Origin of the sequence: Ditibartonella apihabitans, from assembly GCF_002007485.1 — a bacterium.
Classification (GTDB): Bacteria; Pseudomonadota; Alphaproteobacteria; order Rhizobiales; family Rhizobiaceae; genus Bartonella; species Bartonella apihabitans.
Genome location: NZ_CP015820.1, coordinates 1,095,154 through 1,108,770, shown reverse-complemented (window position 1 = coordinate 1,108,770; position 13,617 = coordinate 1,095,154). Strand labels below are relative to the sequence as shown.

Here is a 13,617-nt window from a genome sequence, read left to right as displayed (position 1 = left end):
TTCCCCTATTTCAATTTCGTTATTTTACCAGAATATAAAAGTGCCACAACGCTTATAAAAGCCGCAAACATAATATAATAGGCAATTGCACGATTGTCTCCGGTCATTCCGATAAGCGCGGTGGATATTGCGGCAGAAAAACCACCGAATATCGTAACGGCTATATTATAGGAAAGTGCAATTCCTGAAGAGCGGAAAGCTGTCGGAAAGAGTTCGGATAAGGCTGCCGATGCAGGCGCCGTATAAAGCACCATAAGAACCGCATAAAAGAATTGTTGGCCGATAAGGACCCACACATTCGGATGGGCTGACAATATCCAGAATGACGGATAGGCGAAAACAAAAATGGCGATAGCCGCTCCAATCATAATCGGACGCCGTCCGATCTTATCCGACCATGCTCCAACCAGCGGGCAAAACAGTAAAACAACGCCCATTACGATCATGCCGAGATAAGGAGACGTCAAAGCCATATGCAAATTGTTAATTGCATAGGTTGCCATAAAGGAACTAGCGGTCTTGCTCGTCACTGTCCAGATCATAACAATGCCGATACCTATCAATAGCGGCTTCCAGCTATTTTTGAGCAAAATGGCAAAAGGTACATGTTCTTTGACGCCTTTGTTCCTCTCGGCCAAGAATTCCGGTGATTCGTCAATTTGTCGACGAACGTAAAATCCCACAGGAGCAACCAGCATGCCGAAGGCAAAAGCCACACGCCAGCCCCAAAGCGCAACATCTTCAAGCGGCAGAAACGCGGTAATCATCCAACCTATGATGCCTGCCACAAGAAATGCGCCCGTCTGACTGACCTGTTGCCAAGCAGCATATTGGCCCCGTTTATTTGCAGGCGCCGTTTCAACGAGGATAGACAATGCCGAGCCGATTTCTCCTCCCGCCGAGATACCCTGTATAAGTCTGGCAATGACAATAATTATCGGTGCAATTATGCCGATCTGCGTATAAGTCGGACATATTGCGATAATCCCCATGCCGATAGCCATCAGAATCATCGTCAACGACAATGCCGACTTTCGACCTACGCGATCGGAATAACTTCCCAGAATAATGGCTCCAAGAGGACGGGTCAAAAAGCCTATGGCAAAAGTGATAAAGGTAAGCAGCATCGACACCGTTTCATTGCCGGTCGGGAAAAACTGGTCGGAAATGAGATAGGCAAAAAGTGCATAGGCACCGAAATCATACCATTCGAGCATGCCCCCTATAACGGCAGCGATAATAACTTTCCTCGAAACCGCCGGACTTTCGTTTTCAGTCGAATCTTTCGTAAGCGTCTGGGCGCTCTGCATGAGTTCTCCTTAAGGTTATCTGCTTTTTCCAAAATATCATAAAGATAATCAACTATATGTTGGTTTTTTAAAATGAAAGCCATAACGAAAAACCGAGGACTTTCAAGTTTCCAGAAGTTAGTGGGTTAACTGTTTCAATATGAAGAATAGTCAATATTGGATAGAAAATAGATCGGTAACTTTCGGAGCATTGAGCAATATGGCAGCATTTCCGAAACTGCCCGAAACCTATTTATTGCTCAAATTGCGTTCAGTCCTTATCCTTCAACGTGCTTTAAGCCGATTGAATATAAAACCGGAACGAGAAACGGCAGCAAAACTCTTTATTAGGCGGCAAAAAAATATCGAACTTACAAGGGTTTACGAACACCTGTTAAAAAATAGATTCGGCATTTTTCAAGCTCTCGGTCTTACCTTTTATTTGCGCCTGATGTCACCCATGTCCGGCAATGGTTTTATGTAGGCCGAGAACCATTTATTTCACGTATCACGCTATAATTGTCCTGAAGGAGGCAAACTTCATGCCCCATTATTAAAAGGGCGCACATGATTTCAAGTTTTTCCAGTAAAAACTGGTGAGATCGACAAGCATTGCCATGCTTGATTGAACTCGTTCAAAAAACGGCAGGATTTTCATTTCCGTTCAAACTGACGGCTGCACATCAATGGAGAGAGACAATGAAGCGTTTTTCAGGGATATTTCGGTGGATTTATGTTTTTAAATTGCCCTTGGCTAAAACTTGGCGCTAAGACTAATTGGAATAGAATTATTTTGTTTAAAACAGGAGTACAACATGAAAATCCTAGCAGCTGGACTCGTTTTGGGAAGCCTTATGATGAGCTTTTCCGCACATGCTGAAAACTTGCGTATCGCAACCGAAGGAGCCTATCCGCCATTCAGTTACGTTGACTCCAATAACAATCTTCATGGTTTCGATGTCGATATCGCCTATGCATTATGCGACAAAATGAAAGTTGAATGCACAGTTACAGCCCAGGATTGGGAAGGGATCATTCCCGGACTTCTCGCAAAAAAGTATGATGCTATTATTGCTTCAATGGTCCCGACCGAAGAACGCAAGCAAAAAGTCGATTTCACAAATCGCTATTATACAACAACACTTGCTGTTGCTGTTCCGAAGGATTCGGACATCAAGGACCTCAGTCCACAATCTCTCAACGGAAAAAATCTCGGTGCACAGGCCGGTACAACACAGGCAATCTATGCTGAAGATAACTATGCCCCCGAGGGAACCAATCTGAAGCTTTATCCAACGCCCGAAGAAGCCAATAGCGATTTGATCAATCACCGTCTCGACGCGATTATTCATGATAAATTCCCGCTTCTGACCTGGCTTGAAAAAGATGGCAAGGATTGCTGCAAACTACTTGGCGAAGTTGAAGGTACAAGAGAGCCGATTTCCATTGCCATTCGCAAGAATTCGGATGATTTGAAGAATCGTCTGAACAAAGCGATTGATGATATTCGTGCTGATGGTACCTATGACAAAATTGCCAAAAAGTACTTTCAATCCGATATTTATTAATTAACCGGTTGAATCATTTTGCAATTTTTCTATCGGCTATTGATAACGAATAACCGGAGCTTTCATTGATGATCGAGTATTTGTCATTGCTGTCATTTGGCAGTGGCGGTTGGGGTATGGTTATGCTCATCGGAGCGGGAGTGACTTTGTCACTCGCGCTTTGTTGTCTACCTTTGGGGCTTCCCCTTGGTCTCATCTGCTCGCTCATGATTCAGTCGGATGTGAAATTTTTCCGGATTATTGCAACAATATTTTCCGCAATATTCCGAGGATTACCTGAATTATTGACATTGTTTCTTGTCTATTACGGATTGCAGACCCTCGTACAATCATTGATGGCACATCTTAATATAGAAGCAGACTTTTCGGTCAATGCATTTTTTGCCGGTGTTTTGGCTTTGGGAATGGTCTTTGCCGCTTTCTCCTGCGAAGTGTGGCTCGGCGCTTTCAAAGTACTGGATAGCGGCCAATATGAAGCTGCCAAAGCTTTGAGTCTTTCGCCTGCCACAACGTTTTTTCGTGTGGTTTTACCACAACTCGCACGCAACGCCCTGCCCGGTCTTTCAAACAACTGGTTGACATTACTCAAGGATACGTCTCTTGTTTCAACGATCGCGCTCGTCGATGTGATGCGTCAGACAAATCTCGCTGTCGCAGCAACGAAAAAACCGATGTTTTTCTACCTGACTGCCTGTGTCATCTATCTTATCTTTTCGGCCGTTTCTTCTTTCATTATCCGCCATTTGGAAAAGCGTGCCAATGCCTGTTATCAAAAGGTATCCGCATGATGATACCCGACTTTTTGCATTTTATCATCAATCCGGATATTTTGAGCCGCTATGGCCCGAAATTTATTGACGGTTTTTTCGTCACCGTAAAACTCGTGGCGCTTTCCTATACGGTCGGCTTTTTCTTGAGCATCATGATAACATTTGCTTGGCGCTCGAAACATTCGTTTCTGCGTTTACCGGCTCGTATTTACATCTATTTCTTCCGTGGTTCGCCGCTCCTTGCACAATTATTTCTCTTTTATTACGGCATCGGCTCATTCAGTGTTTTTTGGAAAAGCGTCGGATTGTGGTGGTTTTTCCAAAGCTCATGGTGGTGTTGTCTGTTCATTTTCGCGTTGAATACCGCTGCTTATCAGGCCGAAATTTTCCGCGGCAGCATGCAATCGGTACCTAACGGACAATATGAAGCGGCCAAAGCATTGGGGCTTAGCCGGAAAACCACATTCATCCGTGTTATATTACCGCAATCCATGATCATGGCATTGCGTCCTTTAGGAAACGAGTTCATCCTTATGATCAAAGCCAGTGCTGTTGCATCTCTCGTAACAGTTTATGATCTGATGGGCGTTGCCAAACTTGCCTATTCACGTACATTCGATTTTCAGGTCTATATCTGGGCGGCTGTACTTTATCTGATTATCGTTGAAATTGTTCGGCGCTTGATCGGCGTGACAGAACGTAGACTGACACGTCATCTGCGTTAATGTCAGCCGAATAAAAGAGGATTGCGGGATTACGTTCAAATGAAAAAATTTGATGTTATCGTGCTCGGAGCCGGAATTGTCGGCGTATGCACATGTTTACATCTTCAATTGAGAGGCTATCATGTCTGCCTTGTCGATAAAAAAGACGCCGGACAGGGAACAAGTTACGGCAATGCGGGATTGATTGAGAGATCAAGCGTCATTCCTTACCATTTTCCGCGAGAATTTTCGCGTCTTATCGCCTATGCCTTCAATCATCAAACCGATGTGCGGTTTGACTGGACTTACCTGCCTCACATAGCACCATGGCTCTTCAAGTTCTGGTGCCAATCATCACCGAAAAACTTAAAAAAATCGACTTTGGCTTTGTTGCCGCTTATCGAAAATAGCGTCAAAGAACACGATTTTTTAGCCGAATTAGCCGGTGCCACTTCCTTTATCGAGCCGAAGGGGTGGCTCGAGATATTCCGCACCGATAAAGATTTTGATAAAGCGAAAAACCATCTTCTTTCGCTTGAGCGTTTTCACCTCAATTATGACGTTCTTGACCGGAACGCTTTAATTCAGCGTGTTCCATCTATCAGTCCGCAGCTTGTCGGCGGTATTCATTGGCTTGACCCGAAAACGGTCAATGATCCCGGCGGGTTGACCGCCGCTTATGCGCGTTATTTTATCAAACAAGGTGGGAGTTTCGTGACACTCGATGCTTTGAAAACCGAATATAATAACGGGCTCTGGCAAATAAATGATAACGGCATATCGATCGGGGCACCCGACATTGTCGTTGCTCTTGGCCCCCAGTCCATCCAATTTATGAACAAATTCGGCTATCGTCACATTCCGTTTGCCGTAAAACGTGGCTATCATATTCACTTCCGCCAAGTTGACGAGAAGACTGTTCTTGAGCATTCAATATGTGATCCCGTCGCCGGTTTTGTATTGGCGCCAATGCGTCAAGGAATCCGGCTCACAACAGGAATCGAATTTGCAAGTCCGAAAGCCCCGCCTTATTGGACACAATTAAAGCGGGCTGAAAAAATTGCAAAAAACATTTTTCCGCTCGGTGAATATGTCGAGACAAAACCTTGGCTCGGTGAACGCCCTTGTCTTTCGGACATGCGTCCGATTATCGGGAAAGCGCCTGCACATAAAGGTCTTTGGCTCAATTTTGGTCATGCGCATCATGGATTGACGCTTGGAGCGGTTAGTGGAAAATTACTTGCCGAGATAATGGCAGGTGAACAACCATTGACATCTCCTGATGCTTTCAGTCTAACACGGTTTTGAGAACCAGAAACGGAGAACAACAGCAATGGCGGCAGTTCAGCACAATAATAACGATAAAGCCAAATCTGATGAACATGTCATTGTCATTCAAGAATTAAACAAGTGGTACGGTGAATTTCAGGCCCTTCATAATATCTCGCTCGACGTTAAAGCGGGAGAACGCATTGTTTTATGTGGGCCATCCGGTTCCGGTAAATCAACCCTTATCCGCTGCATAAACCAGCTCGAAGTTCCCGAACAAGGAAGCATCCGCATTTATGGCGTCGATATCATGACTGCAGCGCCACAAGAGCAGAAAAATGTGCTCCGCGAAGTTGGCATGGTATTCCAGCATTTTAATCTCTTTCCCCATATGACTGTCATGCAAAATTGCATTCTTGCTCCCATGACCGTTCAAGGACTGACAAAGGAAAAGGCAAAAGAGCGCGCAATCAAATATTTGAGCAAGGTCGGTATCGAGGCTCATAGCGAGAAATACCCATCCCAGTTATCCGGCGGGCAGCAGCAACGCGTTGCTATTGCTCGTGCTCTTTGTATGGAACCCAAGGTCATGTTGTTTGATGAACCAACCTCGGCTCTTGATCCGGAAATGGTCGGAGAAGTTCTGGATGTTATTGTCAAGCTTGCCGAAACCGGCATGACCATGCTTTGCGTCACACATGAGATGGGATTTGCGCGCGAAGTCTCAGAACGTGTTCTTTTTCTCGAAAATGGAAAGATTCTTGAGGACACAACACCTGATAAATTCTTCTCAAACCCTGATAATCAAAGGGCTAAAGATTTTCTTGCAAAAATAAAACACTAATAATCGAGTGTTAAACCGCTTCATGAATGGCGTTTTAAAACGAAATTACGCCCTATGATGACCGAATGATAGGTTTCATCTGCCTGTTTCGACAAATTTTAACGGGCAGCACAAAGCATTTTAACCTCTCAAGCGATTTCGGATTAAGTGCGTAGATCATTATAAATTTGCGGTAGAAATATAAGCGATAGACGCATTTATGTTAAAAATAACCTGAATTCGATTCTGTGCTGTTTTCAATTTCACTCAGCATTGATAAACTTCAAGCATTTCACTGAAGCTTCAGATATTTCAACAAGGCTTGCGATGCAATTTCACCCGACGGTGCAGATGTCTTCATGGTCGTTTTGATCAAAGAAAATCCGTCAAGTTGGGCTTGACGAACCGGCCCGGCAACAACCAATTGTTCGACCTGACGGGCCAGCATACCGGGACGCAAAAATTCATTGAAATATTCCGGAACAACTGGCCGGTCGGCGATGATATTGGGCAATGCGGCGCTCCACACTTTTACCCGTGGCAATATAAAGGTTTTTGAAAAAAGATCCGCTTTATAACCAAGAACCATCGGAATATTGGCTAGTGCCAGTTCCAGAGAAACAGTACCGGACGCAGCAAGTGCCGCATCGGCTTTTGCAAAAGCTGCCCATTTTGCCTCTTCACCAACCACAATTTCCACTTTTACCGGCCATTCACTCATAAGTTTGCGCACACTGTCGGCAAGCCTTGGCAGAGTAGGCAAAACAAAATTGATAGCCGGCTGCCGTTTTTTTAAAATTTCCAAGGTTGCCCCGAAAATCGGCATCAAACCACGAATTTCAAAATGTCTCGAGCCCGGTAATACGACCACTGTCGGCTCCGACTTTTTCTCTTCCAAATGGCGCAACCGCATTCTTTCCATTGCCAGCAATGGCGGATAGGTCAACAATCTATGACCGACATAAGTTGCCGGGGGCCCTTGCAAATCATGCATAACCTTTTTTTCGAAAGGGAGCACAACAAGAACATGGTCGATATAGGAACACATTGCCTTGGCTCGTTCGGGGCGCCACGCCCAAACCGAAGGAGCAATATATTTTATGATAGGGATTTGAGGCGCGAATTTCCGGACTTTTTTCGCAACACGGTGGGTAAAGTCCGGACTATCGATAATGATCAGACAATCCGGCTTTTCATCAGCAATAAACCGCGCCAGACGGTGTATATGCAGGATGAGCTTCGGCAGTTTTTTCAAAACAGCACCAAGCCCCATTAAAGCTATGTCATCGACATTAAAGGCACTTTTTAGCCCCAACGCTTCAAGATGTGAGCCGCCAACGCCTATGAGTTTGATATTGCGTCCGGTTTTTCGTGCCAATGCCGATATCAGATCTGCTCCGAGCAAATCTCCGGATTCTTCGCCGGCAACGATAGCAATTTTAATAGGACCATCAGACATATTCGTTCTTTCCGAAGGTCTCGATAAAAAGCGAACATTTATCTGCTTGTTCAACTGTCTCTTTTAATGAAACGATGAAAGTTCGCTCTGCTTCAACGGCAACACCATCCAAATGACATTGTTTGGCATGGATAATTGTTTCAGGCCCAATGGTGGGCAAATCGGCTCTTTCATCCTGTTGTTCTTTAGCTCGCTTGACCAGCACACCCCCTGTTAGAGGAATGCGTTTTTCATTACGCATTTCCGTGACACGGCGCAACATGTTATCGGTACCCTCCGCACCTTCAACGGCCACGACGCGCCCTTTTACAGCAACTGCTCCCTGACCGATATCAAGTTTTCCCAAAATTGCAGCTGCCTCCGCTGCAAGCATAATATCCCGCCAATTTTTTTCGTCAGCGCGTTTCTTCGTCAGATTGAATCCTTTGGGTGCCAATAATTGTGGAACGACTTCGTGGGCGCCCACAACATGAAAACCATATTTTTCGACAACGCTAATGAAGGCTTTCAAAAGCGCATCGTCTCCCTGCCCCAAAGCATGAAACAATTTTGGCAATGCTGATAACGTTGTCCAATCAGGGCGCAGATCTTTGAGATTAGGCCGACTTTTGACACCACCTGCCAATATAACATTGGTGATATTCGCTTTTTTCAAAGCTTTTATCAGTCTTGCTAGCTGTACGACCGATATTTCACAGTGCTCATAGGAGTAAAGTCTCGGATCGGCCTCGCCTTTCAGTGGAACAAGAAACGGCTTTTCTCCCATTTCTTCTATTGCGTTGGCAACAGCCAAAGGCAAAACACCATTTCCCGCGATGATAGCGGTGCGACCGGAAAGGCTACGTTTTGTGTCGCCCTTCCCCATATTCAATATCCGATATCGCCGCTGTTATTTGTGTTATCGAGTTTTGGCGTACAAAACGCGCGTTTATGATCAGCTTCAACAAAATCGATAATGTCAGTTACCGCTTTTGAAGCTGGATAGGCATTACGCACGTCAATGGCTCTTTCGGCAATGGGTTTGGTTCTGTCAAAGAGCATCGGTACAGCATGACGCACAGCGTGAATTTCGCTATGCGGCAAACCTGATCTTTTCATGCCTATAATATTCAAGCCACCCAGCCATGCGTGGACGCCGATAGCAGACCCATAGGGAATGAGATCACCAACCAGAGCGGCCAAACCACCAACAAAAGCGTGATGCCCGACACGAACGAATTGATGAACCGCACCGCCGCCGCCAATAATCACATAATCACCGATCACGACATGGCCACCAATCATCACATTGTTGGAAAATGTAACGTGATTTCCCAAAGCACAATCATGAGCCACATGGGCATAAGCCAAAAATTCGCAATCATCGCCAACCGTTGTTGTTCCACGGCTTGTATCCGACCCGCGATGCATGGTGACACCTTCACGGATGATGCAATTTTTTCCGATAACCAAAGTGGTACGCCCACCTTTGTGTTTATTATTTTGAGGATCTCCCCCTAAAACTGCATTCGGATAGACAAGAGCGTTTGACCCCAATGTGGTTGGGCCCATTATGACAACATGGCTCAACAAACGGGAATCATCGCCAATAACAGCATCGACGCTAACGGTACAAAAAGGCCCGATTTTTACATTGGTACCAAGTTCTGCACCTTTTTCCACTATCGCAGTTGGATGAATTTCAACACCGGACATTCTAGAACCCTATTCTTCTTTATTCTCGGCAACCGCAATCATAGCAGCAACTTCCGCTTCTGCCACGCGATTTCCATCAACTTCCGCAATGCAAGAAAAGCGCCTGATTCCACCATGTTGTTTCAATTTCTTGACATGGAGCCTCAACTGATCTCCCGGCACAACAGGTTTACGGAATTTTGCTTTATCGACGGTCATGAGATAAACAACGCCGGGTTTTTCGTCGCCCTGAACAAGCAACGAAATTGCGCCGGCAGTCTGAGCCATCGCTTCAATGATAAGCACACCCGGCATAATCGGGTTTTCCGGAAAATGCCCTGTGAAGTGCGGTTCGTTTACCGTAACATTTTTAATGCCAATTGCCGATTGATCACCGTCAATATCAATAATACGATCAATAAGAAGAAACGGGTAACGATGAGGCAATATCGACAACAGCTTACGAATGTCTACTGCCTCCAGACTGTTCTTCTCAACAGCAGCGTTCATCTTGTCATTTCTCCTTATTGAACTTTGTCATATTTCTTAGCGCCGCAACTTCACGGAACCATTGTTTGATCGGGCGAGCGGGGCTACCACCCCATTTTTCGCCGTCAGGTATGTCATTCATAACGCCACTTGCTGCAGCGATCTGCACACGTGAGCCAATTTTTACGTGATCGGCCAGACCGACACTTCCTCCCAATTGCGTCATATCACCGATTGTAGAACTACCTGCAATTCCACAATGCGCAGCAATCAAACAAAAACGTCCGATTTGCACATTATGAGCAATTTGAACCAAATTATCTATTTTTGTGCCTTCGCCGATGATCGTATCTTTCAATGCACCGCGATCAACTGTCGTATTGGCACCGATTTCTACATCATCCTGAATAATAACGCGCCCAAGCTGCGGAATTTTTTCAATGCCGCTCGGTCCACCGACATAACCGAACCCGTCCTGACCTATTCTCACTCCCGGATAAAGACGAACCCGATTACCTATAAAGCTATACTGAATTGAAACAGATGGCGCGATATAGCATTCACGCCCTACCCGACAATTTTCACCGATGACGGCCGTTGAGGAAACAAGTGTACCGCTCCCCACTTCTGCTCCGCGTCCGATAACAGCACCCGGTTCGACCGTCACTCCTTCTTCGAGTTTTGCCTCCGGATGAACAAAAGCTTTTGGTGAAACTCCATATTCTCCAAACCACGGAGCCGGTGTTGAAGCTGTCGGAAACAGGATGCGTCCAATCATCGCAAAATCACGATGTGGCGATTGCGTTACAAGAGTAGCAATATTATCAGGAACTTTGGAAGCAACATCTTCGGAACAAAAAACGGCAAGAGCCTGGCTCCCGAGCAACGCTTTTGCAAATTTTCTACTTTCGACAAAAACGAGAGAACCCGGCTCCGCATTATCCAGCGAAGAAAGATGCTTGATTACTGAACCACTTAATTCAGGATTGCGTAAAGCGGCACCTGTTAAAGCTGCCGCCTCGCCAACAGTCAACTGTCGGGACGGCGTAAAAAATAATGAATCCGCCATCAGAACACTTTCTCTCCCGACCCTTCAAGATCGGGAGAAAGGGAAAATTAGAACTTGGTTGACACACCAAAGTTGAAGTTCTGTGTCCGGTCACCGCTCTCTTTAGCAACAGGCCAAGCATAGTCAAAGCGCAATGGCCCAAATGGCGAAGCCCACATCAAGCTGACACCGGCAGATGCACGCCATGCACTTTCATCACCGGTAACGGCTTGTTCAAAGTCATAGACCGGATCATACTTATTGCCATAAAGAGTTGCCGTATCTGCGAAGAACGCACCACGCATACCCAAGCTATCGGGAACAACCGGCATCGGGAATTGGATTTCCGCCGTGGCATTCATATAGGTTGTACCACCGAGGAAGTACTTATCTCCGTCTGTAGAGCGCTGACGAGGACCGATACCGTTATATTTGAAACCACGTATCATGTCCGAATTGCTCTTGAACATATCGAAGATACGGACACCATCGTCACCGATCTCGTGGATATAGCCACCGCCGACAGACAGCAAACCAACGAGATCGTATGTTTCCGAAATCGTCTTGTACATCATGGCCTTACCGGTCGTCTTCAAGAAGTTTGCGTCACCACCGACACCGGCATATTCCTGAATACCGCGAATGAAGAGACCATCATGCGGGTTTTTCATGTCATCTATAGTATTATAGGTCAAACCATAGCTGACCGACGAACGAATCCACGGACTATTCTTCGACGCTTGAACAATGGCACCGGAATAATCTTTCATCTCTTCATATTCTTTAATAGTACCGTGCTCTCTTGCACGATCCGCGTAGCGACCCTCGTGGTCAAGATCATATTCTTCCTGAACATAGTTATAAGCGATGCTACCGGTTAACTGTTCGGTAATCGGCACACCAAAACGAACCGAACCGCCTGTTTGTTTGACATCATAGTCGTCATTCATACGATATGTACGACGAAAAACATCAAAACCGGCCGACAACCGATAACCAAGAAAATAAGGTTCGGTAAATGACAAATTATAGTTACGTGCGTCATCTTCACCGGCACCGGCACCAATACGAACATATTGGCCACGCCCCAAGAAGTTACGCTCTGTAATAGAAGCTTCAACCGAAGCACCCGGCGAATCGCCACCTGTTGTATAACCACCACCGATAGAGAACTCACCCGTTGATTTTTCGGTCACATCAACAACAAGGATAACCTGATCCGGTTCTGAGCCCGGAGCTGTTGAAACATTGACAGTCTGGAAGAAGCCCAACCCTTCAAGGCGCCGTTTAGCACGCTGCACCATTGTCTGGTTATAAGCATCGCCTTCATTCAGGTCGAGCTCGCGACGGATAACATAGTCACGTGTTTTATCGTTACCGCGAATTTCAATTCGCTCGACATAGGCCCTCGGTCCTTGGTCGATATTGTAAACGATAGACATCGTATGATTATTGAAATCACGGTCACCACGAGGTTCAACTTTAGCAAAGGCATAACCCGAATCAGCAACCTTGTTATTGATTGCCAATACCGAGTCTTCAATGCGCTTGGCTGAATAGACATCGCCTTCATGGGTCTTCAGCACTTTTTGCATCGACTGGGTATCAATCCCTTCAATCGTGCTATCAACCTGTACATCGCCTAATTTATAGCGGGCACCTTCATCAACAACGAATTTGATTTTATAGGAATTGCTGGCTTCGTCGAATGTCGCATCAGCCGAAACAATCTGAAAATCTGCATAACCGTGATTGAAATAGAAACGGCGCAAAGCTTCCTGATCAGCCTGCAAGCGATCATCACTATAAACATCGCCTCTGGTCAGCCAAGAAAGGATATTGGAGCGTTTGGTTGCGATAACATCACGCAGACGGCGGTTACCAAAAGCCTTATTTCCTTCAAAGGTAATATCGTCAATCTTGGTTTTCTTACCTTCTGTGATCTTGAAGACGACATTCACACGTCCTTGCCCGAGATCGACAGTCTGGGCCGAAACCTCTGCATCATTACGACCTACATAACGATAGGCATCACGAATGGACTGTTCGTCGGATGCAAGTTTGGCAGGATCGAAAGCTTCGCGCGGCTTAAGCGAAATAACGCGCTGCAAATCAGGATCCTTGACCTTTTTATTACCTTGGAAAAGCACCTGATTGACGACTTCGTATTCCTTGACAGAAACCACGAGCGTACCACCAACCTGCTTCATCTTGACGTCGGAAAACAGCCCCATTGCAAAAAGCCGCTTCAAACCTTCATCAATATCATTATTGGAAAAATTCTTTCCAACCTTGATACCCGTGTTATCACGAATCGTCTGTGCGTCAACACGCTGGTTGCCACGAACCTCGATGGCGTGAACGACAGCCGCCTGTGCAACCCCCATTCCCAAAACCGAGACAGTTACAGTTGCCGGAACGGCCATTGCTACCGTAAGTGCCAGTGCAGATGCTGCGCTAAGAAATTTCGAATTCGCCGTCATTGGCTTCTTTACCCTTGTTTATTTGTTTCCAGACACACCGT

12 protein-coding genes are annotated in these 13,617 nt (G+C 45.8%); 5 read left to right on the top strand and 7 right to left on the bottom strand.

Annotated elements, in window-relative coordinates; all coding sequences use genetic code 11:
* Positions 1 to 5: 5 nt before the first annotated feature.
* The gene (locus tag BBC0178_RS05000) at positions 6 to 1,310 is read right to left on the bottom strand and encodes an MFS transporter (protein WP_078039417.1); all 1,305 of its coding nucleotides are present in this window, start codon (positions 1,308 to 1,310) and stop codon (positions 6 to 8) included.
* A gap of 794 nt (positions 1,311 to 2,104) precedes the next feature.
* On the opposite strand from BBC0178_RS05000, the gene BBC0178_RS04990 reads away from it, so the two are divergent.
* The 5 genes from BBC0178_RS04990 to BBC0178_RS04970 all read left to right on the top strand — a co-directional run bounded on the left by BBC0178_RS04990 (position 2,105) and on the right by BBC0178_RS04970 (position 6,444).
* Positions 2,105 to 2,857, top strand: coding sequence for a transporter substrate-binding domain-containing protein (locus BBC0178_RS04990; RefSeq protein WP_075870819.1), 753 nt, complete (start codon positions 2,105 to 2,107; stop codon positions 2,855 to 2,857).
* A 68-nt stretch (positions 2,858 to 2,925) separates the two neighbouring features.
* The gene (locus tag BBC0178_RS04985) at positions 2,926 to 3,645 is read left to right on the top strand and encodes an ABC transporter permease (protein ID WP_077971202.1); all 720 of its coding nucleotides are present in this window, start codon (positions 2,926 to 2,928) and stop codon (positions 3,643 to 3,645) included.
* The gene (locus BBC0178_RS04980; RefSeq protein WP_078040373.1) at positions 3,645 to 4,352 is read left to right on the top strand and encodes an ABC transporter permease; all 708 of its coding nucleotides are present in this window, start codon (positions 3,645 to 3,647) and stop codon (positions 4,350 to 4,352) included. The genes BBC0178_RS04985 and BBC0178_RS04980 overlap by 1 nt, the downstream gene beginning before the upstream one ends.
* Positions 4,353 to 4,391: 39 nt before the next feature.
* A complete protein-coding gene (locus tag BBC0178_RS04975) occupies positions 4,392 to 5,639 on the top strand; it encodes an NAD(P)/FAD-dependent oxidoreductase (RefSeq protein ID WP_078039415.1) in 1,248 nt (415 codons plus the stop codon).
* Between the two features lie 25 nt (positions 5,640 to 5,664).
* The gene (locus tag BBC0178_RS04970) at positions 5,665 to 6,444 is read left to right on the top strand and encodes an amino acid ABC transporter ATP-binding protein (protein WP_078039414.1); all 780 of its coding nucleotides are present in this window, start codon (positions 5,665 to 5,667) and stop codon (positions 6,442 to 6,444) included.
* A 271-nt stretch (positions 6,445 to 6,715) separates the two neighbouring features.
* On the opposite strand, the gene lpxB is transcribed toward BBC0178_RS04970, so the two are convergent.
* The 6 genes from lpxB to bamA are packed head-to-tail and all read right to left on the bottom strand — an operon-like array spanning position 6,716 to position 13,576.
* Positions 6,716 to 7,882 (bottom strand): lipid-A-disaccharide synthase, encoded by a 1,167-nt coding sequence (gene lpxB / locus BBC0178_RS04965; protein ID WP_078039413.1) that lies wholly within the window; start codon positions 7,880 to 7,882, stop codon positions 6,716 to 6,718.
* The gene (locus BBC0178_RS04960) at positions 7,875 to 8,747 is read right to left on the bottom strand and encodes an LpxI family protein (protein ID WP_077971194.1); all 873 of its coding nucleotides are present in this window, start codon (positions 8,745 to 8,747) and stop codon (positions 7,875 to 7,877) included. Before BBC0178_RS04960 ends, lpxB begins: the two co-directional genes overlap by 8 nt.
* Positions 8,748 to 8,749: 2 nt before the next feature.
* Positions 8,750 to 9,577, bottom strand: a complete 828-nt coding sequence (gene lpxA, locus BBC0178_RS04955) for an acyl-ACP--UDP-N-acetylglucosamine O-acyltransferase (protein ID WP_078039412.1) — start codon at positions 9,575 to 9,577, stop codon at positions 8,750 to 8,752.
* Between the two features lie 9 nt (positions 9,578 to 9,586).
* A complete protein-coding gene (gene fabZ / locus BBC0178_RS04950; protein WP_078039411.1) occupies positions 9,587 to 10,066 on the bottom strand; it encodes a 3-hydroxyacyl-ACP dehydratase FabZ in 480 nt (159 codons plus the stop codon).
* Positions 10,067 to 10,070: 4 nt separating this feature from the next.
* The gene (lpxD, locus tag BBC0178_RS04945) at positions 10,071 to 11,114 is read right to left on the bottom strand and encodes a UDP-3-O-(3-hydroxymyristoyl)glucosamine N-acyltransferase (protein WP_077971188.1); all 1,044 of its coding nucleotides are present in this window, start codon (positions 11,112 to 11,114) and stop codon (positions 10,071 to 10,073) included.
* A 47-nt stretch (positions 11,115 to 11,161) separates the two neighbouring features.
* A complete protein-coding gene (gene bamA, locus BBC0178_RS04940; protein ID WP_077971186.1) occupies positions 11,162 to 13,576 on the bottom strand; it encodes an outer membrane protein assembly factor BamA in 2,415 nt (804 codons plus the stop codon).
* Positions 13,577 to 13,617 lie beyond the last annotated feature (41 nt).